The sequence below is a fragment of the Leptospira langatensis genome (genome assembly GCF_004770615.1).
GTDB lineage: Bacteria > Spirochaetota > Leptospiria > Leptospirales > Leptospiraceae > Leptospira_B > Leptospira_B langatensis.
The window spans coordinates 560,091-582,055 of record NZ_RQER01000011.1; the positions used below are offsets into that span (position 1 = coordinate 560,091).

Sequence of the window (21,965 nt, forward strand, 5' to 3'; positions counted from 1 at the left end):
ATCTTCGGGTAGGGGGGAGTGGCCTGTGGGAGAAGCTCGTCCCGTATATCAGAAATCCTTAAATCTCACAATCACAAATTTTCTCGAACAAAATCATGTGGGAACTATCCGCTCAGTTCCTCGCATACCTCTTATCGAATTTGAAAGAGTGCGAGCTTGGCGAAGAAATTTGCTCGGAACCGCACCTGTTTCAGGTCCGTGAAGAAAGCTTTATCTTCGACCGTAAATCCTCGGATCTGGCAAAACTCCTCGAAGTCTAGAACGGAAAGAAAATGTAAGTTCGGAGTGTTGAACCAACGATAGGGAAGAAGGTCCGTAACAGGAGTCTTCCCCTGGAATAGGATCCTAAATCGGACTTCCCAATATCCGAAATTCGGAAATACAATGATGACCCTTTTTCCGATACGGAGACCTTCTTTGATGATATCTCCCGGATGTCTGGTCTCTTGGATGGTCTGGTTCAGGATCACATAGTCGAATCTCTTGTCCTCATGGTGACTGAGACCTTCATCTATATCTCCGTGATGGACATAGACCCCCTTACGAATACATTCCACGATCGCGTCTTCGTCTTTCTCGATCCCTTGGCCTCGGATCCCTTTTTGCTTGAGTAGATAGAGAAGGTCACCGTTCCCACAACCCAAGTCGAGAACTCGGGAGCCGGGAGAGATCGTATCCAGAATATAAGCGAAGTCCGGTCTTTCTCGAAGAGTTTTGCTGCTTAAAACTTTAGAAGCGATCATTCATCCACCGGCATTTTTAAGAATCCGTTGATCACATCTTCCTGCTTAGCGTTTGGAAGAAGAAAACTATCGTGTCCTTCCTTGGTATTTAGCTCCACATAAAAGACTCTTTTGTCTGCGGCTTCCAGGCTCTTTACGATTTCCCTGGACTGAGCGGGGGGATACAGCCAATCGGAACTATAAGAGATGATCAAAAATCTACACTGAGCGGGACTCAATGCTTTGGTAAGTTCTTGGCCCTTGCCTAAACTGAAATGATCCAGAGCCTTGGTAACATAGATATACGAGTTCGCGTCGAAACGATCTACGAAACTTTCCCCTTGGTAGATGAGATAGCTTCCCACAGCAAAGTCGGAATTCAATAGGTTTCCTCGAGGAGGGTTCCTGCCGAATTTCTCCCTCATCTTGTCGTCCGAAAGGTAAGTGATATGGCCCACCATTCTCGCAAGAGCTAGGCCCTTTCGAGGAGAGGCATTGTCTTCGTACAAGCCGTTATTCCAATTCGGATCGGAAAGGATCGCTTGTCTTCCCACTTCATTGAATGCGATCTGCATCGCGGAATGTTCGGGAGAAGATGCCAAAATAATACAGTTCGTTAGGAAGTCGGGGTAGGAGATACTCCATTGCAGAGCCTGCATTCCCCCCATGGAACCACCGGCCACGCAGAATAATTTTTGGATCCCGAAAGAATCTATGAGAAGCTTCTGAGCCTCCACCATATCCTTGATGGACACGAAAGGGAAGCTCGACCCGTAAGGTTTACCGGAAACCGGATTGATGCTTATCGGACCGGAAGATCCCTTGCATCCACCTATCACGTTAGACGAAATTATGAAGAATTGGTTCGTATCGAAAGATTTGCCAGGGCCGATATAATCGTCCCACCAGCCAGGACGTTTCTCGGAAGAAGAATGATATCCTGCGGCATGAGCGTCGCCGGAGAGAGCATGACAGACCAAGATGGCATTGTCTTTTGCAGGAGAAAGAGTTCCGTACGTTTCATACGCGATTAGAGTAGGGGAAAGGACAGAGCCGTTGTCCAAGCGCAGATCGCCTAAGGTTGCCGTTTTTGTTTCAACGATTCCTACTGAGCGCTCTAAATCCATTCGATTTCCACCAAAAGCCGAAGCCACTTTCCTCATTTTCGGATCCTTCAAACAAGTTTGAAGAGAAAACGGGAAAGTGGCCTGTTTTTAGACGATTTTTTTGATCGAGTCGAAAGTCACACCTTTTTCAAAGCTTCATCGAGATCCGTAAGGATATCGTCGATATGTTCCAGACCAACGGATAGACGAATGAACTCAGGAGTCACACCGCTACTCAATTGCTCTTCCGGACTCAACTGTTGGTGAGTGGTAGAAGCTGGGTGGATCGCTAAGGATTTAGCATCTCCCACGTTTGCAAGGAGAGAGAATAATTCCAACCCGTCGATCAGCTTTTTCGCTTCCGGGATCCCACCTTTAACACCGAAGCCTACGATCGCGCCGAAAAGTCCTCTGGTATGATACTTCTTCGCAAGAGCATAGTTCTTGTCGGTAGTGAGACCTGGATAGTTCACCCAAGTAACTTTAGGATGCTTAGAAAGGAATTCAGCTACCTTCTGCGCATTTTGGGAATGTTGGGTCACTCTCAATGGGAGAGTCTCGATTCCTTGGAGAATATTGAAGGCGTTGAAAGGAGAGATGGCAGGTCCCAAATCCCTAAGTCCTTGTACTCTCGCTTTGATGATGAATGCAATATTCACTCCGCCAAACGGTTCAAATTTACCGAATACATCCCAGAATTTCAGACCGTGATAGCTTGGATCGGGATCGGTGAAGTTCTTGAATTTGCCATTTCCCCAATTGAATTTACCGGAATCTACGATGATCCCTCCGATAGAAGTCCCGTGTCCTCCCAAGAACTTGGTAAGAGAATGAACCACAATGTCTGCGCCAAAATCGATCGGACGCACTAGATAAGGAGAAGGAAGGGTATTATCGATGACAAGAGGAATCCCAGCGTCGTGAGCGACTTTAGCAACCGCTTCGATGTCCAGAGTATCTAATTTAGGATTTCCTAAAGTTTCGGCAAAGATCGCTCTTGTCTTATCGTTGATCGCCTTTTTGAAATTTTCCGGATTGGATTGATCCACGAAATGGACCTTGATCCCGAGCTTCGGAAAAGTATAATGCAAAAGGTTGTAAGTCCCTCCATAGAGAGAAGAAGAAGCCACGATTTCCTGTCCAGCTTCCACAATATTCAAAAGAGCTAATGTTTCCGCGGATTGACCGGATGCGGTAGCAAGCGCCGCGACCCCGCCCTCCAGAGCTGCTACTCTTTGCTCTAGAACATCAGTGGTTGGGTTTCCGATCCTTGTATAGATATTCCCGAATTCTTGCAGGCCGAAGAGTCTCGCTGCATGATCGGTGTCCTTAAAAACGTAGGAAGTAGTTTGGTAAATAGGAACGGCTCTCGAAGTGGTGGTTGGATCGGGCGCCTGTCCTCCGTGCAGAACGATTGTTTCAGGTTTATAATTTCTAGCCATGCGTTGAAACTCCTTTTAGGTTATTTCAGAAAATTCCTCCGAAATGTCCAGCAAAATTCCATTAAATAGGATATAAAATTTATTATAACAGAATGGGTTCGAAAACGAAAATTTGGGACTATTCTGTCCCTCAAGTCATGGTTCGAAAATAAAATTAAGAAAATAATTTCCAAAATAAGAGAAAGATTACTCTTTTACTGGTTTTTGATCGAAGGGTCTGGTTAGAATTACTTCGCCGTTTAGATTCTAAGCTGCAAATACGATATTAAAGATAATATTCTCTGCGAATTGGAAAGGTGCGTCTCCGGAAATATCCGGTAGATCTATGAAATTGGAACTTTTGAAAAAGCTTAAGATATCATTTCTCTTCCCCGGGCTTCTGCTTTTCTCCGTATATTTTCTTCCTACACCGGGAGATGAATTGCAGGCACAACTCTGGATGCCACCCGGAAGGCAATTCATGCAACCTCCGGATCCGTTCACGTACGATTTGGGGATTAATAAGTTCAATAACGATTACTACTTGTACGTCGCCCCCACGATCAATTTGAACTTCGGAGGAGACTTCGGACTTTCTTTGACGGCTCCCTTGAACATTCTTGTGAGTGATCAGGCTCCCAAGGACCCAACTACCAAAATTGGAAGCATCCGTAAGATAGACTACGATCAGAAAAGCGACTATCTGAGGGTGATCAATAATATCTGGTATGGGACGTATGGACAGTACAAGCCGGGGCAAACGAGCTTCTCCTTTTATGCGGGGAAGATCTTCGATGGGTATATAGGCCACGGTACCATCGTAAACCGATATGTGAATAACCAACGAATCGATATCTATAACGTAGGTTTGATGTCAGATATCAATAGCGACTACGGTGGTGTTCAGGTATTTACGAATTCCATTTATACGCATGAGATTGGGGCAGGCCGTGTATACGCTAGACCTCTCGCAATGGTCTTCAAAGGATTCGATATATTAACAGGAAGATCCCAACTATTCTCTATGATGCAAGTAGGCCAGGGGAATGTTGCCGACGAAGCAGGACGCAAGAAAGTCTATGAAGAAGCTGGAGTAGACCCCGAGGACAGGGAAAAATACAGAGCGCTTGTAGAGGACCAGAAAACCCATCAACCTGTGGAGACCATGGTGCCCATAGAAAAGAAGCCTCAGACCACCCAGCAAAAGGTGAAGGAGTTCTTTAACCAAGACAATTTCTCGAATCGATTTGCGATCGGCTTTACTACCGCATTCGATACAAAGGCTCCCACCCAACTTGCATTCGATACCACAGGAAGGCTCAGATTAGATTCGAATAATAATCCTCTCGTAGACCAGACCCAAAAGCTGAGTATTCAAGGAATGGATGCCGAATACAAATTGATCAGTTCAAAATACGTAGAGCTTACTCCATACTACGACGTGAATACGATCAAGATACTGAATAATGCGAAAGGGACTCATACGGGTGTCCAGTTCAAGTTCGGTGGGAATGATATCTATATGAAGATCAAACCCGAATACAGGAATATGGATGCGAACTATATTCCTATGTACTTCGATAGCTTTTATGAGATCGAGAGATTTCAAACCAATACCCAAACCCAGATCCCGGAAACCAAGTTGCAAGCGGCTCAGTTAGTGGATCCGAACGGACCTCGGGTGAAAGGATATTTTACTTCTATGGTCTTGAGTTTCTATCGTATGTCCATAGAAGGGAACTTTGAAAACTATAATGGCCCGAATAACTCAAGAGTATTCTTGGGGATGTACATTCCTGTCGGTTCTCTTTTGATCTTCTCCGGATATTTTACTCATAAGAATTTCGATCAGAACAAGGATGCCTTCAAGGTAGACGCAAACTCTGTCGGAGCCGTCGAAGCGGCATTGAATCTGGGCTTTGTCAGCATTCGCTTGCAAGAGATCCGACGTTGGGTGTACGATAGCACCACGAATTCCTTCCAGGCTCAAGACGAGAAGAAGGTGCTCTTTTCCAATTCTCTTTCCTTCTAAAAGATCAGAAATTTGGAAAGCTAGCTTCCCATTGAGCTAAGAAGAATGCAAATGCCTGCTCCGATCTAAGGACAGCTTTTGAAAGTCGAACAGGTTGGATCTTCTTCTCATGAAAGAATGCGATTTCTCTCTTGGTCCAGCCTGGCTCCGGGCCGAGTAGAATAGAAACTGGGCCAGTGGATCCAACTTCAAATGATTCAGACTTACTCTCCGGAAATCCTTTCTTTGAGCTTATAGGATCCTTCCTGGAAAGATCGCCATATGCATTTTCTGATCTAGATAGATCTCTTCGGATGTCCTCTTTGTATTCTGAAAGGAGAAGTCCTTTCTTATCCAAATAGAAGGCCGGACCTTTTATCGTTTCGCATCTCTCCTTAAGACTCTTGTCTCGAACAGGCGCTTTGCCTTTTTCCGGCAGGCTAAAGCCCAATTCCAGCTGAGGAAGATAGATATTCCCGCCTTGCTCCATTCCTGAGTGCAAGGTTTCTTGTACGTGTTTTTCTCTCCAGATAGGGGAGGTCAGATATTCCTTTCTAGAAAGGTCCGCAAAGCGAAATTCGAGGGAATGGATTCCCCATACTCCTGCAAGATGCAGTATCTTCTCCACAGTGGGAGGGCGTTGCACAGAAGAGATGAATTGCAATCGGGGACTTCTTCTTTTGGGTTGTAGGATCGGAGTGTAGATCCCTTTGATCTTATCCGAAGAGATCTCTCTGATCCTGAAAAGTCCAAGGCTCTCGTTGATCAGGCCTGCCTTGATAGAGTCTCCCTTTTCTTTCTTTAATATATTCTGAATATGATGGATCTTTTCAGAGGAGAGAATTTTCCATTCACCGAAAGATGATCTCTCTTTCGGATCCAGGAGTAAAATATTCATTAGGTGTCGACTTGAGGACGGGTTTCGTTTTCCTCAGGCTCTTCTTGTGGTTGGATAGGAGATTTTTCTTGTAATGGATTCCACTGCTGTTGGTTCGGAGAATCGTTCCAATCAACGGAAGAATAGAAGCAGGCCCGAACAATACCGACGAATATCAATGCGAATAGAATATACTTAGCGAGCATGGGACCAAATCCGGAACTAGGAGTATAGCTTTCTCTTTGTCCGGGAGAATTCGGGCTTTCCCAGCCTAAGGAATCGTTCTTCTTAAATTTAGAACGAATGCGATCGAAGGAGTTTCGTAGAAAATAAAAAAATCCCCGAATAGAACGAGGATTCCCTTTGTTAGGATCTTGCCCGGGCGAATCGTATCTTCCGCCTCTAAAGCTGGCAGGATCTTCAGGATCGAATACAAAAGAATGATAACATCTAGGGCACCGAACGGTCAGCCTTCCCAAATCCAAGGGAATTCTGAGCTCGGTGCCACAAGAGGAACAAGGAACAATGTACCGCACTTAGTACTTCAAGGACTCCTTGAGAGTATTAACGTTCTCTTTGTAGTTCTCGTTTCCTAATTGATCGTTATAATCGAAGATCTTGGTAAAGAGTCTGTCGAAATTATCCAGATGTTTGATATAGAAGGTCTTCTTGAAAGAGTTACGGATAGGGTGGGTCTTAGTATTTTCTACATTAGACAATACATATTTACCGACACCTTTTTCACTAGGAGTTTCAGGGCGGTTCCACTCAGGATAGCCGTTCTTTTGGTAGAAAAGTTCGATCTTTTCGTTATGAGCCGGTTGATCATTTGGTGAACGATCAATGATCTCGGAAACGGATTTGTCTTCGATCTGGAAGTTATTTTTGTAAACTCGGCTGATGATCTTAGAGATCTTACGAGGAGGTTCCATTCTTGGATCCGGATCATTCGAGTTCGGTCCTTCGAAGTAGATCTCCATGTATTTGGAAAGTCCACCTTGGACAACTCTTCCTTGGCCTCTTTCCTCGTCCTTAATGAAATCGTAAACTTCTACACGAATACAGTTATTAGCCGTATCTTCCTGAGCATTGCTTGCTGCAGGAACGCACTCGTCATTATTCGCTTTTCCTTTGAATAGAACGGTGCGGAAGGGAAGGATACGTACTTTCATTTTCATGAGTACGGTATGACGTTTCAGCCTTTCATTGAGAGCGGTAACTCTTTGGTCTAGACCCTTTTCAGTGTCCAGAATGGCCGCTCCAACTTGGCCATCTTCTTTCTTTTGAGCTTGGTTGTCTTGAGCGTTGAGTATGCCAACAATCGAGAAGATCGCCAGGCAGAATGCTATTTTGCGTTTCATTGTACCCTATTCCTTGGTCTCTATGCAGAATTGGATTTCTTCGAAAACCGAGAAAACCCTGTCTCTAGTATCGGAAAAATAGACTCCCGATTAAATCCAAGACTTACATTTTCGAGAGGAAAACTGCTATTTTCCGGATTTTGAGCTCGTTTCCAAATACAGTTCATACGGGGGAGGAGCCGGTTTCAATCCTTTTTCGATTAGACTCGCAGCCCAGCGTCTTTCCACAAAATCGCAAAAATCCCGTAAATCCCTACCGGAAAAAGACTCCAAGCGTTGCGATATTGTTATGCGTTCTGGTTCGGTCAGTTGTTTTGCATAATTTCCTAATATAGCCGCTCTTTCCCTTTCATTAGGTAAAGGGAATAGAACGGAACGATCGAATCTGGACAGAAGTGCCTTATCCAGGTCCTGTTTTCGGTTCGTGGCTCCTAGGGTGATTGATTTTTGTCCCCCCTCGAAACCGTCGAGTTTCCGTAAAAGCACGGATAGAATATTCCTTGTGGCTTCAAATAAACCGTCATCCCGAGAACCTGCTAAGGAATCGATCTCGTCCAGAAATAAGAGGCAGGAGGGAAAGAGGGAGGCCACATCGAATACATAGGCCATATTCTGGGCGCTTTCCCCATAATATTTACTTAAAATAGATTCCACTGGCACGTAGATGAGAGGGATATCCGTCATACAGGAGATCACCTTGGCCATAGTGGTCTTTCCGACCCCAGGTTCTCCTTCCATAAGAATGGCCCTGGGTTTGGTCCTACCGGGGAATTTACGAGTGAGTTTGGCGACTTCTTCCAAGGTCCCAGGAGATTTTAGGGGAAGGATAATCGATTCCAGGATCTGTCTTTTCACATCTTCGTAACCGGCGATCGAATCGAAGGTTACCCAGTCTCCCTTCTTCTTTGCCTCTTGCGGATCGAAGACGTCGATTCCCAATCGTAATAAAAGTTCCTTTGGATTTTGGACCGACTCTTGTTTAGAAAGTCTCAGGTATTTGAAAAGATCGATTGCAGCGAAGATCTCTTCCCGATGGAAATCTCCTTTCTTAGTGATCTCGATCTTGCTTTGGTTCCTTCCCGAATAAAAACGAAACTTAATATTATCCAGGATATTCTTGGTTTCGAACAAATTCTCATTCAACGCTTGGAGACAGCAGTATCCTGGTTCGAAAGTATGGATCCTAAGATTCTCTATATGATTTCGGACAATATGAAAGCAGTCCAGTAACTGGGTCTTATCTGCTCCCGGAATAGGAAATTCTATCTTTAGATCCTTCTTCTCGGGAAGAAAGGAGGGGAGTTGGGCTTCCGGGACCCCGGCTTCCTTTAATTCTCCGTACAGAAGTGCCTTGGCTTGGGTAAAATCTAAAATATTGCCTGAACTGGGACGGGCAGGCGGGTTCCAATCTTCTGGTTTCATGCTTTCTCCGGGAGAATTTCTCTTGTATAATCTGTCGGTTCGGTCGAAGAATTTAGAAAGAACCTTTGGAGGCAAACCCTTATGGGTGAAGGATCCCTTTCCCAAGACGATATAGACGCACTCTTAACAGGCTCCAGTCCTGGGGGCGGAGGCGGTGGCTCTGCTGATTTTAATTTAAGTGGGGAATTGGATTCTCTTCTAGGCGATCCAAGCAGTGGAGGAGGAGGAAGTTCTTCTGGCGGAGGTGGTGGTGCACCCTCGTTCGCGGATATTGCTGCGGCTCTGGGACCCTCTGCGGCTCCCGCTCCTCCCAAAACAAGTTCTCGTTCTAGTTCCGTTTCTTCCAATACTGCAAACTTAAATCTGTTACTAGATGTAAACATCGCTCTTACAGTAGAGTTGGGCAGGACCAATATGTACATCAAGGATGTTCTAGGTCTAAACGAAGGTGCCGTGGTGGAATTGGACAATGCGGTCGGAGAGGACTTGGATATTCTTGCCAATGGTAAGTTGGTAGGAAAAGGAAAATTAGTGATCCTGGACGACTATTACGGGATTCGGATCACTGAGATCGTGGATCCTTCTCGACGATTGATGTAAATCCAACGGGAGAGTTCCGGATCACAGATGCGATCCGGAACTTTTTATAGTCCTTCCGGATCTAAGACTTCTTCTCTTCGCTTCCTAAGACTGCCTTCATTACGGATTTGAAATTCGATAGGTTTAAGGGGAGTACTAACTCCGTTCCTTCCTGGCCTAACTTCTCCACTTCCTTAATGAATCTCTGAGCGATCCGGAGTTTGACCGCTTCCTTTCCGCCCTTGGTCTGGATGGCACTTGCCAAAAGCTCGATCCCTTTTGCAGTAGCAACAGCAATGGATTCGATCTCGGAAGCAAGACCTTCTGCCTCGTTGATCCTTTTTTGCTTTTCACCTTCGGACTTATTGATGGCTTCTTCCTTGATCCCCAAGGAGCGGTTGATGCGAGAATCCCTATCTCCTTCAGAAAGAGAGATCTGGGCTTTCTTTGCGATTTGGGCCTTCTTCTCCCTTTCCATAGCCTCTATCACAGATTTAGGAGGAGCGATATTTACGATCTCATAACGATTGACCCGGACTCCCCAAGGTTCCGCCGCTTGGTCCAGTACTTCTAGGATCTTGCTGTTGATGACTTCTCTCGTCTCAAATGTAGTGTCCAGATCCATGGTTCCAATAATCGCTCTCATGGTAGTCTGCACAAGTTGAGTGACTGCGAAATGATAGTCCTCAATTCCGTAGCTTGCTTTCTGAGGATCCAAGACCCTCAAATACAAGATCCCGTCCATCTCCACTTTCACGTTGTCTTTGGTGATGCAGGTCTGAGGAGGAACGTCTATGGATTGCTCCTTTAGAGTATGGTAATATGCATCCGAGTCTAGGAACGGAATGAGAATATGGAATCCTGCGTGAAGGGTTCTACTGTATTTTCCGAGTCGCTCTACGATAATGCATTCTTGAGCGGATACGATCCGAACGGAACGATAGATCTTATAGGCGAAGTACAAAAAGAATCCGAACCAAAATATGGTGAGAAAAACATCGATTACTGTGGACATTTTCTTATTCCTTGCCGGCACCTAAGTCCGGGATCTTATTCGTTACCTTGGAAAGCCCTTCGAAGACCCCCACAATATTCGCCATCTCGGTAGGAAGCACAGTTGTCTTGGCTTTCTGTAAGATCTCTCCTAATCCGGAAAGATAGTCTTCTGTGATCTGTAGATTCACAGCCTCTGTGCCTCCGTCTTTTCCGATGGACTCCGAGATCATCTGGATCCCTTTCGCTTTTGCTTTGGCAATGAACTCGATTTCCTTTGCCTTTCCTTCGGCTTCGTTGACCTTTTTGATCTTTTCTCCTTCGGAAAGATTGATCGCTTCCTGTCTTTCTCCCATGGAGCGATTGATCCTAGAAACCTTCTCACCTTCGGAGATAGTGATCTCAGCTCTCTTGACCCGTTCTGCTTTTACCTGCTCTTCCATCTCATGCAGGATTTCTTTTGGAGGGGAGATATTCTTGATCTCGTAGCGAGTGACCTTGATCCCCCAAGGATCGGTAGCCTCGTCCAAGGCTCTCACAACATTCGCATTGATATCGTCCCTTTCGGAGAAGGTATGGTCGAGCACCAGTTTACCAATCTCTGAACGAAGAGTTGTCTGAGCCAACTGAATGGTTGCGCTCAGATAATTCTCTATCTCGTAAGAAGCCTTATATGCATCCATGATCCGGATATATAGGATCCCATCCACTAAGATGGAAACGTTATCCTTGGTAATACATGTCTGCGGAGGAATATCGATCGCGATCTCTTTCAGGTTCTGTCTGTACTTGACCTGATCCAGGATCGGGATGAGAAAATGAAAGCCTGCACCCAAGGCTCCTCGGAAGACTCCCAGACGTTCCACAACAAAACTGTAATTTTGTGGGACGATGATGAAGGTCTTCGACACCAGATAGATCAAGGCGATAAACGCCAAAGTGAAAATTAGGAACATATTTGTACCCTTCCAATCTCCTATTTTTATTATTGTATTTCGGGGAATTCCAAAGGCTCGACTATGAAAGTGAGATTTTCCCTTTCTATGATCTTAGCTCTCTTTCCGGCAGGGATCCTTTTTGATTTGCTGATCGCGTCCCATTCGGTGCCTTGGAATAAGATACGTCCGCCTCTTCTTTCCACTAGGACATCTTTGGAAACGGAGACGATCCGACCCGGTCCTTCGTCGGGGCTGAGAGTAGCCGTTTCGCTCGCCGAAGGAAAGAATTTTCTGAGAAAGGTTCCGCCGATCAGTATCAAAATTCCGGAAAGGGCCGCCCAGATCGCAGCTTGTGTCCCGATTCTTAAATCTATGAAATAGGAAAGTGCTCCCACGATCACCCCAGAAAGTCCTAAAAAGAAAACAAAGGTTCCTGGGACAAAAAGCTCTGCGATCATGAGGAGGATCCCTGTACCGATCCAGAGATAAGAAAGTGTATGTCCGTCTTGAAAAAAGTCCATGCTCCGGTTTATTGAAAGGGGAAAATTCTATTTTCAAAAACATTCCCGTCCATATTCTTAGCGGGAAACGATGAGAAAAATATGGATTCGTCTTGGAATAGGGCTAGGGGTCGTATTCCTCGCTCTTCAGTTAATCCCCGTACGTCCTCCGTTAGGAATGAATGCTAATGAAATCAAAACGGAAGAACGAGTCAAAAAGATTTTGAGAAGGTCCTGTTACGACTGTCATTCGGATCTGGTCCAATGGCCTTGGTATTCAAAGGTTTTTCCTGTTTCCCTATATATCGCTCATCATGTGGAAGAAGGGCGAGAGGAACTGAATTTTTCCGAATGGGAAACGTTGATTGCAGCCAAAAAAGCAGATAAGGCCGAAGAGATCCTAGAGGAGATTGAAGATGGGGCAATGCCTCCTAAAGAGTATATCTTCCTCCACTCGGATGCAAAATTAGATAAGGAAGAAGTAGAGATCATAAGGGATTGGCTACAAACCTTCTCCGAGAAAGAATAGATCGCAAGATGATCTAAAAGAAAGTAAATTCGATGCAAAAAAAAGAAGAAGGCAACGCTAAACTCTGGGGAGGCAGATTCAAGGAATCCGCTTCTCCCATCATGGAAAGGATAGGGGAATCCGTTTCCTTCGACAAAAAATTGTACAAGGAAGATCTGGAAGGAAGCAGGGCTCATGCAAAGATGCTTCATAAGATCGGCATACTGAATGCGGAAGAGTTAAAGCAGATCCTAGAAGGCCTTGCTCAAGTAGAGTCAGAAATAGAATCCGGAAATTTCAAATATAGTTCCGAGCTAGAAGATATTCATATGCATATCGAATCCAGGCTTACGGAACTCAAAGGCGAGGTCGGAAAGAAGCTCCATACAGCCAGGTCTAGAAACGATCAGGTGGCCCAGGATACTCGTCTCTATGTTCGGAACAGGATCCTAGAGATCCAAGAGCGTCTGGAGTCCTTAAGAAAAGCATTATATACTCGGGCTTCAGAGAATGTGGATACCATTATTCCAGGTTATACCCATTTGCAGGTGGCACAGCCGGTTCGTGCCTCTCATTTTCTACTCGCATACTTCTGGATGTTTACTCGGGATACGGAGTTCTTCGAGTTTGCCAAGGAGAATGCGAACCTACTCGTTTTAGGCTCCGGTGCCATGGCTGGAGTGAACTACCAAAATGATCGGGATTTTCTTGCTTCCGAATTGAAAACGAACGGGATTTCCCCGAATAGTATGGATGCCGTTGCGAGTCGAGACCATTTATTGCAGTTCTTATTTGCAGCCACCCAAACAATGCTGCATGCTTCCCGGTTCTGTGAAGATATCATTCTATATTCTTCTCAGGAGTTCGGGCTCGTCAAACTGCCGGATTCTTTGACTACAGGTTCTTCTATCATGCCTCAAAAGAAGAATCCGGATATCGCCGAATTGATCCGAGGAAAATCGGCAAGGGTTGCCGGAAATCTAAATCATCTGATCGGACTTCTGAAAGGATTGCCTTTAACTTACAATCGGGACTTGCAAGAAGATAAGCTCGCGGTCTTCGATGCTGTGGAAACTGTTCTTATCAGTTTAGAGGGATTAGAGGCAATGGTTTCCGAGATGCAATTCCGTCCGGAAAGAGGGGAACGCTCCTTGAAGGAAGGGTTTGCTACCGCTACCGATCTCGCCGATTATTTGGTGGGAGAAAAGAAGATCCCGTTCCGAACGGCTCATGAACTTGTAGGAAGACTCGTATCCGAATGTGTAGAAAGAAAAGAAAACCTTTTCACCATTCCGGAAGAGATCCGTACCAAGATCTCTCCTCATTTCTCCGGAAAAGAATATGAAAAGGCAGTCAGTCTGGAATTGTCCGCAGACAAAAAGGCGAGTTACGGTGGAACCGCAAGATCTAGACAGCTAGAACAGTTGGAACTGGCTAGAAAAAGCCTGGAATCATCTTCAAAAAATTGAATGCATCCAAGGATTGGATCATCTAAAAGGAATAAAGAATGAAGCAAATATCTTCGATCCGTAGGAGCTCCTACAAACCTTTGGTCTTAGGACTTTTACTCTTCCTATTCGGTTTTGCCTGCAAAGCAAATCCATACTCTGAGCTCAGATACCTTCCGGAAACCTATACTCCCCTGAACGTAACCGTTAAGAAAGTAGAGACTGCGAAATACGCACTTCCCGAAAAAAAAGCAATCTATGCGGTAATACAAACGTCTCAAGGAGATATGGTGTTCGAGCTATTCGACAAGGATGCTCCTTATACAGTACAGAACTTTATAGATCTCGCGCAAGGAGAGAAGGAATTCACCCTAAGGAACGGACAACCTCAGAAACGACCTTTCTACGACGGATTGACCTTTCATAGAGTGATCGAGAATTTCATGATCCAAGGTGGATGTCCATACGGAGACGGTTCCGGAACGCCCGGATATAAATTTGCAGACGAGATCAATGCAAGAAGTCTAGGACTGGATAAGCAAAAGATCGGACAGGTCCCTTATTATATGAGCTATCTCCAAAGATATGTAACGCAAGAATTAGGGATCCGCAGCCAAAAGGAATTCGAAGATAGAAAGGAAGAACTAGAGAGCAATTTCGAAAAAGCGAAAGGACTCTCGGTTATGGAAGTTCTCTATAGATTAGGATATCGTTATAATGAAGTGGTCCAGAGCCATAAGGCGATCAAAGGAGCCTTGGCAATGGCGAATGCCGGACCGAACACAAACGGTTCTCAGTTCTTTGTGAATCAGGTAGATACTCCTCATTTGGACGGATTACATACCGTCTTCGGCCAAATCGTAAGCGGTTCCGATGTGATCGATAAGGTGATCGCCTCCGGAAATGGGAAGACTACGATCCGTAGGGTCTTAATCTTCGACCGTAGAGAACCAAAATAATGAAATCTGCCCTGGACCAGAATCCTATCTTTCTCTCGGTAGCCCGAGAGATCCATGCGTCTGCTTCCACGGGCAAGATCTTAGAGATATTATCTAATCTAAATCTAGAGGGGACCCTTGGCGGGCCCCTCCTGGACGAGATCCGATCCAAGAAGGACACCGCTTGGGATTTCAGATCCATAGTGCTGCTGGTCCGAGCGGTACAGGAAAACCGCCAATCCCTCAGCCAGACATACGAAGAAGCAATGGCTCGTTATAGCAAGGTGAATACGCTCACTGCAAAGAGAAGGGCCAACGAGGAAGAGGTCCGGCTCAAGCAAACCTTGACTGACTATATTCTAAAAATAGAATCCAATTTTGAGAAGAACGATAGAGCGGACGAATCCATGTTCAAGGAACTCTCCAAATTCCTGGAAACCCTCGAATCCGCAGACAAACTCTCCGAAGCCAATATAGGAAGCCTGAATCTGTCTCCCAAGGCAGTGAGCTCTGTCACTCCGATCCTGGAAAAATACGAAGAAAATCTTCAGGAATACACCAAACTCAAGCCCGTGCTCGGTAGGTTGATCCGGATCGCAGATTATATCATAGAAGACGCAGAATCTTAAACCTCCGATTTTGACCCGAAAACCGGGGATTTTTGGATGGATTTCGAGAATTCCTGCCGAAGTGTAAAAAGAGAGAAGGAAAACTTTTTCGTTTTCGGGGCCTAGGCTTCGAAACTGCGGCATTTTGGAATGGATCGAATTCTTCTAATCATCATCACATCAATCTTGGCTAGCGCCGCTCTGCATGCGTATCCGAATCGCAACGCAAGAGGAGAAGTCTCCGAAAACTATATCCAAGCCCAGGGGATCGTGGATATCAGGATCCCTAAAATGCAATTCAGGGAGAAAGAGCCGATCTCGGCAGTGCTCTCCGTAAAGAATACGGGCAACGAAGTGCTTCGGATCTTTCCCTATGGAAAAGATCTGCGCTCTTTTCAGGTTCTTGTGAGAGACGAGGATGGACGAACAGTCACTAAGTTCGAAGAAGAGCCTAAACTCGATCCCGTCCTAAAGAGAAGGAATAAAGTAGAAAATCTAGTAGGCGACGAGGTCAAAGAGATTATCCTTCATAAGGACGAGACCTTCTCCAAGGAAATACGACTGGATCGGATCTATGAATTTGAAGCCGGAAAGAAGTATTTCGTAACAGCGTATTTTTATCCCAATATCTCCGAATACGGAGATCATTTCATTCGTTCGGAAAGCCATCCGTATTTTAGTGTGGAAGAAAGGAAGAAGGACTGGGTCCTGCCAGGAGTTCCATACCAAGATCCGCAGACGGACGGATTGGAACCGGAAGAAGTGATCCATCTCTTTATGGGTGCAGAGAAGAAGCAGAATTGGAAACTTCACTTTAAGTGGATCCATTTCCCCGAATATATACTCGCTTATGATCGGTATGCCAAGGATTGGCAGCAGGCAGAAGAGGCAGAAAAGGATTTCGTTTTAGAAGAATTTAGAAATTATCTCTCGGAGAATAGATCCGGCGTGCTACAATATTATAAGATCCTGGGAGTGGATAAGGTAAGTACCAATCTCTCCAAGGTGCGTGTAGCAGTAGAGAGAAGGGTGAATAAGATCCCTGTTCGCTACGAGTACGAATTTACTCTGAGAAGGATTCCGGAAGGCTCCGGCCTGTTTTGGAAAGTAGCGAATCTGCTAGCAAAGGTGAGAAAATGACCGAGATATTATCGCAAGACGAGATCGACGCACTCTTAAACGCGATCTCCAGCGGAGAAGTTGCGGAAGATGAGTATTCTTCCGTAGGAGAACAGAAAAAGGTCAAGATCTACGACTTCAAACGTCCGGATAAATTCTCCAAAGACCAGATCCGTACTCTACAGATGATGCACGAAACCTTTGCTCGTTTGGCGACCACTGGACTTTCCGCTCAGCTTCGAGCCTTGGTCCATGTGCATGTGGCTGCTGTGGATCAGTTGACCTACGAAGAATTCATTCGTTCCATTCCGAACCCGACCACTTTGGCAGTGATCAATATGGACCCTCTTCGTGGTTCTGCAATTCTGGAGATCGATCCTTCTATTTCCTTTACCATCATCGATCGTCTTTTCGGAGGTAAGGGAGAGACTGCGAAGATCTCTCGAGAACTTTCCGAGATTGAGATGAGCGTAATGGAAGGGATCATCGTTCGTATTCTTGGGAACATGAGGGAAGCCTGGTCCACAGTGATCGACTTACGTCCTCGTTTAGGGAATATCGAGACCAACCCTCAATTCGCTCAGGTGGTTCCTCCGAATGACATGGTGGTTTTGATCAACTTGGAAACCAAGATTGGAGAAGTAGAAGGGTTGACCAACCTTTGTATTCCTTACATCACGATTGAACCAATCATCAACAAGCTTTCTGCACAGTATTGGTATTCTTCGATTCGTAAGGGTGAGTTGGACGAGAACCGTGCCATCATCCAAGAACGATTGGATCAGGTGCAGATCCCAGTGATCGCAGAGGTAGGTTCCGTGGATATTTCCATCATGGACTTCATGAACCTGACAGTGGGGGACGTAGTGAAGTTAGAGAACACAACCACTCGGTCCGATATGCTTGTGAAAGTCGGAGAACGTAAGAAGTTCAAATGTTTACCGGGAAGGGTGGGCAACCGACTCGCCATCCAGATCGGGGACAGAGTGGAAGATATTCCGGACGAATTGCTCGGCTCTACAAGATCAGAACAAGAATACTGATCCTTCTCCCAGACATAAAAAAAGCGGGAAGGTTCCCGCTTTATATCAGTTTCGTTTTCTATTAAGTACTGATTACTTTTTCCAGTGGATGCATTCGCCTGGACATTCGTCCATTTCTTTCTGAACGGTTTTCCAATCTTCTTCGGGAATGGGAGCTTGGTTTACTTGCTCTCCACCGATATGAGTCTCGGAAGTGTCGTTATCGTCCATCTGAAAGTATTTAGGCAGGTTATCTGCGCACTGGTTACAAGAAGTACAGTTGTCTTTGTCTACGTAGGCTATTTTGCTCATTCTGTTTCTCCTCGGAACTTGTCGATAGCGGTCTAGGGCTACAATTTCTAACCCTGGGTAGGAGCGCAATACCTTTTCGCCGGAGACTCCCCCTCTGAGTATGGGTTTCAGGCCTGTATAAGCCCTTTTTTCATTTTGATTGCAAAGGATCCGAATAATTCGGAACTCCTAAGTAAAAATGTGGACGGAAATTTATTTCGTCGGTATTCTTCCCGAAACCAATTCATCAAGGGAGAATCGGAACTACATGAAACGGATTGCTATAACCTGTTTCCTGGCCCTCGCATTTGTTTTTTCGGATTGTAAAAAGGCAAAAGAGGACCTGCAAGGAGGTGTGATCACCTTCTCTAAAGGGACTGTAAAAATTTTCGATAAGACCGGAAAAGTAAAGCCGGTATCAGTAGACACTTTCTTACTTCCGGAAGATAAGATCGAGACCGGAAAAGATTCGTACGCGGACATTCAATTGACTGAAGGCCTTTTGGTCCGTGTGAAAGAGAACACAAGCTTAGTTCTGAAGAAGATCTTCGTAGACTCTGCCAACGGAGAGGTCTATACGGATTTTGGTCTGATCAAAGGAAAGGTATTCTCCAAAGTCGACACCAAGCTTAGTAAGACAAGCAAGGTTACTGTCTCCACGCCTACCGTCGTAGCCTCCGTAAGAGGAACCGATTTCATCGTAGAGGAGACTGGCAAGGGAACGAGCACTCGAGTTTCTAACGGAGCTGTCGAAGTTACCGATGCGGATGATCCGAGCAAAGTCGCGGTCGCTGACTCCGGAGAGGAAGTTAGTTCCGATGGAAATAATCTGAAAGAAGAGCCTTTGACGGAAGACGAATTGAACGAGTTGAAAGACGATGCTGCAACGGTTCAATCCATCACCGAAGAACAAAGAGCTCGGATCCAAGAGATCCTGAAGGACTTCCAAGAGAATAAGGCGAGGATCCTCCAAGGCTTAGAAGAGCAGAAACAGAGAAATAAAGAGCTCATCGAAGGCGCAAAAGAAGAGAATCGTAAACTCTTAGAAGACACTAAGAACGCCGGAAAAGAAGAGAAAGAAGCGATCAAAAAGTCCGCTCAAGAAGAGAAGGACAAAGTAAAATCTTCTATGGACGACGCGAAGAAGGAATTGGAGAATCAGCGCAAGTCTCTGAAAGACCAAGCTGCTCCTAAATAAGCTAGAGTCGAAAGACTTTCGTTTGAAAAAGCCGTTCGTAAGAACGGCTTTTTTATTCCTCGTCCTTGGACTTGAGTTTATAGGAAAGAATGATCAAAGCAAAGATCAGAGTGAAGATGTTTGCGAGAATGATCGGGTAATCGTTCTTTAAGAATCCGTAACAGAGCCAAAAGAAAACTCCCACGGAAAGTACCAGGTACATATTTCTAGAAATATCCCTGGTCCTCTTATCCAATACTACTTTGATCACTTGCGGAACGAATGCGAGGGTTGTCAGTGTGCAGGCAGTGAAGCCTAACCAAGAGATCGGGTCCATCAACGAGAACCGTATTCTCTAGTGACGATGGTTTTGATCCCGCCGCGGATATTATAATCCCCTTTGACCCGAATGTACTTCGGATCTATGGACTGGACCAGATCTTCCAGAATATGATTTACCACATTCTCATGAAAGATCCCTAGATTTCTATACGCTAGGATATATTCCTTTAAGGATTTGAGCTCAATGCATTTCGCCTTAGGAATATAGCTGATCTCGATCACTCCGAAATCGGGCAATCCTGTCTTAGGGCAAACCGCAGTGAATTCCGGGATGGTAAAATCGATTGTGTAATCCTTCCCCTCATAAACATTGGCGAAAGATTCTATCTCAGGAAGTCTTAGACTCGGGATATGATCCTGTCTTCCCTCGTAAGTGGAAATTCCGGTCGATTCTTGCTCGTGGCTCATGATTCCCTCTAAGAACCAGAGTTTTCCGGACTTTCTCTCTGGGAATCTTTTTACACACGAGTTCCAAAACGAAGCACTAGGATTTTACTGAAATGAAACGCCAAAATACCATAGGTATCGTAGATTTCGGAGGTCAGTACGCTCACTTGATCGCTTCCAGGATCCGACGTCTTGGCGCTTACTCCGAGATCCTAAGTAACGAAGAACCTATCGAAACCTATTCCGGACTTGCCGGCCTTATCCTTTCCGGAGGACCGGAAAGCGTATACGAAAAAGATTCTCCTTCCTTATCCCCGAAAGTGTTGGAACTGGGACTTCCTGTCCTCGGTATCTGTTATGGTCATCAGTTAATGATGAAACTCCTCGGAGGAGAAGTCAAGGCAGGCAATGCGGAATACGGAAGAGCTGCATTAGATTTTATTGATACGAACAAGACGGAACTATTGAAAGGTTTTCGAGGCGGAGAAGTCGTTTGGATGAGCCATGGAGACGAGGTCACCAAGCTCCCGAACGGATTTACTCGGACCGCTTCCAGCCAAGACTGCCAATTTGCAGTGGTAGAGAACAAGGACAGAAGATGGTTCGGCATCCAGCTTCATCCGGAAGTAACCCATACGGAGAAGGGTAGTGTACTACTTGAGAATTTCGTTCGCATTGCCGGAGCGGAAGGGACCTGGAACCTAAAGCATTTCTTGGAACAAAAGGAAGCAGAGCTTCATAAGACGGTCCCAACCGGTAAAAAAGTCTTTTTGCTAGTTTCCGGAGGAGTGGACTCCACAGTTTCGTATCTACTTCTTTCCAGAGCTCTTGGCCAGGAACGTGTCAAGGGAGTTCTGATAGACACCGGTTTCATGAGAAAGGATGAGGTTTCGAGCCTTCAGTCCAAACTCGCTCCCCAAGGGATCCAATTGCATGTGCACGATGCATCCGAATTATTCTATTCCAGATTGAAAGGCAAAACGGATCCGGAAGAAAAACGTAAGATTGTAGGAAATCTATTCTTAGAGGCCCAAGCGGACTGCGCGAGGGAGCTCGAATTGAATTCGGAAGAATGGCTTCTCGGACAAGGTACCATTTATCCGGACACGATAGAGAGTGGAGGCACGAAACATTCTCATACGATCAAGACCCACCACAATCGGGTAGAAGCCATCCAAAAGTTGATGGAAGAAGGAAAGATCGTAGAACCGATCAAGGACTTGTACAAGGATGAGGTCCGGGAACTCGGAAGTTATCTAGGTTTGCCTAAGGAATGGACGAACAGACATCCTTTCCCGGGGCCGGGGCTGGTTGTTCGAATGATCGCTCAAGAAAAACCGTTCAGTGAGTCTGTTCAGAAAGAACTGAATGATTTTCTGGGACCGGATCCTTCTCTCCAAGGGAAACTTATTCCAGTCGCATCCGTGGGTGTAAAAGGGGACCAGAGATCGTATGCACATTGTGCTGCTATCGCGGGAAACAAGACATGGGATGAGTTAGACAAGATCTCTACTTCTATCACGAACAAGATCTCAAATATCAATCGAGTCGTACTTCTTCTGGGTCGTTCCGCTTCTGAAATATCCTCCCTTTCCTTTTCGTTCCAAAAAATCGATTTGGATAAGAAAGATAGCGATCTGCTCAGAGAGGCAGACGCGATCGTAGAAAAGATCCTACAGAAAAGAAATGTTTACGATCAGATCTGGCAGATGCCGGTGGTACTTTTACCGGTCGGGTCCCAAGCTGGAAAGAGAAGTATCGTACTCAGACCGGTAGATTCTCAGGAAGCGATGACTGCGAGTTTCTTCCATTTACAAAAGGAGATCTTGGATGAGTTAGTTTCCGAGATCTTGCGACTTCCGGAGATCGAATACGTATTTTACGATCTCACAAACAAGCCTCCCGGCACAATTGAGTGGGAATAAAGTTTCGAAAAAATGGATCTCTCGAGTGCATGGATTCGCTTTCGAGAGTTTTCTATTGACACCTAGCCCATGAACAAAATCATACCTCTAACGGCGTCGTAGCCAAGTGGTAAGGCATGGCTCTGCAAAAGCTTGACCCCCGGTTCGAATCCGGGCGACGCCTGCCAGAGTCTCTCATACGCCTGGATGGTGGAATCGGTAGACACCCAGGACTTAAAATCCTGTGAGTTCACGCTCGTGCGGGTTCAAGTCCCGCTCCAGGTACCAATC

General features: G+C 45.5%; 23 protein-coding genes and 2 tRNA genes. 12 read left to right on the forward strand and 13 right to left on the reverse strand.

What is annotated here, in order from left to right:
• Positions 1-131 precede the first annotated feature (131 nt).
• From metW to EHO57_RS18595, 3 genes are all read right to left on the reverse strand, one after another.
• Positions 132-743, reverse strand: a complete 612-nt coding sequence (gene metW, locus EHO57_RS18585) for a methionine biosynthesis protein MetW (protein WP_135642646.1) — start codon at positions 741-743, stop codon at positions 132-134.
• Positions 740-1,849 carry a homoserine O-acetyltransferase MetX gene (gene metX, locus EHO57_RS18590; RefSeq protein ID WP_135642648.1) on the reverse strand — a complete coding sequence of 370 codons (1,110 nt, stop codon included), beginning with the start codon at positions 1,847-1,849 and terminating at the stop codon, positions 740-742. The genes metW and metX overlap by 4 nt, the downstream gene beginning before the upstream one ends.
• Before the next feature lie 116 nt (positions 1,850-1,965).
• On the reverse strand, positions 1,966-3,270 hold the full coding sequence (locus EHO57_RS18595; RefSeq protein ID WP_135642650.1) for an O-acetylhomoserine aminocarboxypropyltransferase/cysteine synthase family protein: 1,305 nt from the start codon (positions 3,268-3,270) through the stop codon (positions 1,966-1,968).
• 325 nt (positions 3,271-3,595) lie between these two features.
• Between EHO57_RS18595 and impL63 the strand changes: the two genes are divergently transcribed.
• Complete coding sequence (gene impL63, locus EHO57_RS18600) at positions 3,596-5,281, forward strand: cytoplasmic membrane protein ImpL63 (protein WP_135642651.1); 1,686 nt, start codon at positions 3,596-3,598, stop codon at positions 5,279-5,281.
• Positions 5,282-5,285: 4 nt separating this feature from the next.
• On the opposite strand, the gene EHO57_RS19010 is transcribed toward impL63, so the two are convergent.
• The 4 genes from EHO57_RS19010 to EHO57_RS18620 form a co-directional block, all read right to left on the reverse strand.
• Positions 5,286-6,158 carry an RsmE family RNA methyltransferase gene (locus EHO57_RS19010; RefSeq protein ID WP_246050795.1) on the reverse strand — a complete coding sequence of 291 codons (873 nt, stop codon included), beginning with the start codon at positions 6,156-6,158 and terminating at the stop codon, positions 5,286-5,288.
• Complete coding sequence (locus tag EHO57_RS18610) at positions 6,158-6,673, reverse strand: zinc ribbon domain-containing protein (protein ID WP_135642653.1); 516 nt, start codon at positions 6,671-6,673, stop codon at positions 6,158-6,160. The genes EHO57_RS19010 and EHO57_RS18610 overlap by 1 nt, the downstream gene beginning before the upstream one ends.
• Entirely contained in the window at positions 6,674-7,498 is an 825-nt protein-coding gene (gene fcpB, locus EHO57_RS18615) for a flagellar-coiling protein FcpB (RefSeq protein WP_135642655.1), read from the reverse strand.
• A gap of 126 nt (positions 7,499-7,624) precedes the next feature.
• Positions 7,625-8,920, reverse strand: a complete 1,296-nt coding sequence (locus tag EHO57_RS18620) for an AAA family ATPase (protein WP_210409999.1) — start codon at positions 8,918-8,920, stop codon at positions 7,625-7,627.
• Between the two features lie 81 nt (positions 8,921-9,001).
• Here EHO57_RS18620 and fliN point away from each other — a divergent pair, with 81 nt between their 5' ends.
• Positions 9,002-9,520, forward strand: a complete 519-nt coding sequence (fliN, locus tag EHO57_RS18625; RefSeq protein WP_135642659.1) for a flagellar motor switch protein FliN — start codon at positions 9,002-9,004, stop codon at positions 9,518-9,520.
• A gap of 61 nt (positions 9,521-9,581) precedes the next feature.
• Here the strand turns inward: fliN and EHO57_RS18630 are convergent, their stop codons facing one another.
• Genes EHO57_RS18630 through EHO57_RS18640 form a run of 3 tightly spaced genes read right to left on the reverse strand, consistent with a single transcriptional unit; the run spans position 9,582 to position 11,951 of the window.
• Positions 9,582-10,514, reverse strand: a complete 933-nt coding sequence (locus EHO57_RS18630) for an SPFH domain-containing protein (RefSeq protein ID WP_135642662.1) — start codon at positions 10,512-10,514, stop codon at positions 9,582-9,584.
• A 4-nt stretch (positions 10,515-10,518) separates the two neighbouring features.
• Complete coding sequence (locus tag EHO57_RS18635; RefSeq protein WP_135642664.1) at positions 10,519-11,448, reverse strand: SPFH domain-containing protein; 930 nt, start codon at positions 11,446-11,448, stop codon at positions 10,519-10,521.
• Positions 11,449-11,477: 29 nt separating this feature from the next.
• Complete coding sequence (locus tag EHO57_RS18640; protein ID WP_135642666.1) at positions 11,478-11,951, reverse strand: NfeD family protein; 474 nt, start codon at positions 11,949-11,951, stop codon at positions 11,478-11,480.
• A 70-nt stretch (positions 11,952-12,021) separates the two neighbouring features.
• Between EHO57_RS18640 and EHO57_RS18645 the strand changes: the two genes are divergently transcribed.
• The 6 genes from EHO57_RS18645 to fliM all read left to right on the forward strand — a co-directional run bounded on the left by EHO57_RS18645 (position 12,022) and on the right by fliM (position 17,594).
• Positions 12,022-12,459, forward strand: a complete 438-nt coding sequence (locus tag EHO57_RS18645; protein ID WP_135642668.1) for a heme-binding domain-containing protein — start codon at positions 12,022-12,024, stop codon at positions 12,457-12,459.
• A gap of 32 nt (positions 12,460-12,491) precedes the next feature.
• A complete protein-coding gene (gene argH / locus EHO57_RS18650) occupies positions 12,492-13,907 on the forward strand; it encodes an argininosuccinate lyase (RefSeq protein WP_135642670.1) in 1,416 nt (471 codons plus the stop codon).
• A 38-nt stretch (positions 13,908-13,945) separates the two neighbouring features.
• Positions 13,946-14,845 (forward strand): peptidylprolyl isomerase, encoded by a 900-nt coding sequence (locus EHO57_RS18655; protein ID WP_135642672.1) that lies wholly within the window; start codon positions 13,946-13,948, stop codon positions 14,843-14,845.
• Complete coding sequence (locus EHO57_RS18660) at positions 14,845-15,453, forward strand: hypothetical protein (RefSeq protein WP_135642674.1); 609 nt, start codon at positions 14,845-14,847, stop codon at positions 15,451-15,453. Before EHO57_RS18655 ends, EHO57_RS18660 begins: the two co-directional genes overlap by 1 nt.
• A 129-nt stretch (positions 15,454-15,582) precedes the next feature.
• A complete protein-coding gene (locus EHO57_RS18665; RefSeq protein ID WP_135642676.1) occupies positions 15,583-16,572 on the forward strand; it encodes a hypothetical protein in 990 nt (329 codons plus the stop codon).
• Positions 16,569-17,594 carry a flagellar motor switch protein FliM gene (gene fliM / locus EHO57_RS18670; protein ID WP_016544795.1) on the forward strand — a complete coding sequence of 342 codons (1,026 nt, stop codon included), beginning with the start codon at positions 16,569-16,571 and terminating at the stop codon, positions 17,592-17,594. The genes EHO57_RS18665 and fliM overlap by 4 nt, the downstream gene beginning before the upstream one ends.
• A gap of 72 nt (positions 17,595-17,666) precedes the next feature.
• On the opposite strand, the gene EHO57_RS18675 is transcribed toward fliM, so the two are convergent.
• Positions 17,667-17,885 (reverse strand): ferredoxin, encoded by a 219-nt coding sequence (locus EHO57_RS18675; RefSeq protein WP_135642678.1) that lies wholly within the window; start codon positions 17,883-17,885, stop codon positions 17,667-17,669.
• Positions 17,886-18,132: 247 nt separating this feature from the next.
• Here EHO57_RS18675 and lsa33 point away from each other — a divergent pair, with 247 nt between their 5' ends.
• Positions 18,133-19,062: a surface adhesin Lsa33 gene (lsa33, locus tag EHO57_RS18680; RefSeq protein WP_135642680.1), complete on the forward strand. Its 930-nt coding sequence runs from the start codon at positions 18,133-18,135 to the stop codon at positions 19,060-19,062.
• 52 nt (positions 19,063-19,114) lie between these two features.
• On the opposite strand, the gene EHO57_RS18685 is transcribed toward lsa33, so the two are convergent.
• Both EHO57_RS18685 and queF read right to left on the reverse strand, forming a co-directional pair.
• On the reverse strand, positions 19,115-19,378 hold the full coding sequence (locus EHO57_RS18685) for a SemiSWEET transporter (protein ID WP_135642682.1): 264 nt from the start codon (positions 19,376-19,378) through the stop codon (positions 19,115-19,117).
• Entirely contained in the window at positions 19,378-19,791 is a 414-nt protein-coding gene (gene queF, locus EHO57_RS18690; protein WP_135642684.1) for a preQ(1) synthase, read from the reverse strand. The genes EHO57_RS18685 and queF overlap by 1 nt, the downstream gene beginning before the upstream one ends.
• Positions 19,792-19,883: 92 nt before the next feature.
• On the opposite strand from queF, the gene guaA reads away from it, so the two are divergent.
• The 3 genes from guaA (at position 19,884) to EHO57_RS18705 (ending at position 21,962) form a co-directional block, all read left to right on the forward strand.
• Positions 19,884-21,695, forward strand: a complete 1,812-nt coding sequence (gene guaA / locus EHO57_RS18695; RefSeq protein WP_135642686.1) for a glutamine-hydrolyzing GMP synthase — start codon at positions 19,884-19,886, stop codon at positions 21,693-21,695.
• A 92-nt stretch (positions 21,696-21,787) separates the two neighbouring features.
• Positions 21,788-21,858, forward strand: a tRNA-Cys gene (locus EHO57_RS18700).
• A gap of 17 nt (positions 21,859-21,875) precedes the next feature.
• A tRNA-Leu gene (locus tag EHO57_RS18705) sits at positions 21,876-21,962 on the forward strand.
• The last annotated feature ends 3 nt before the right edge of the window (positions 21,963-21,965 follow it).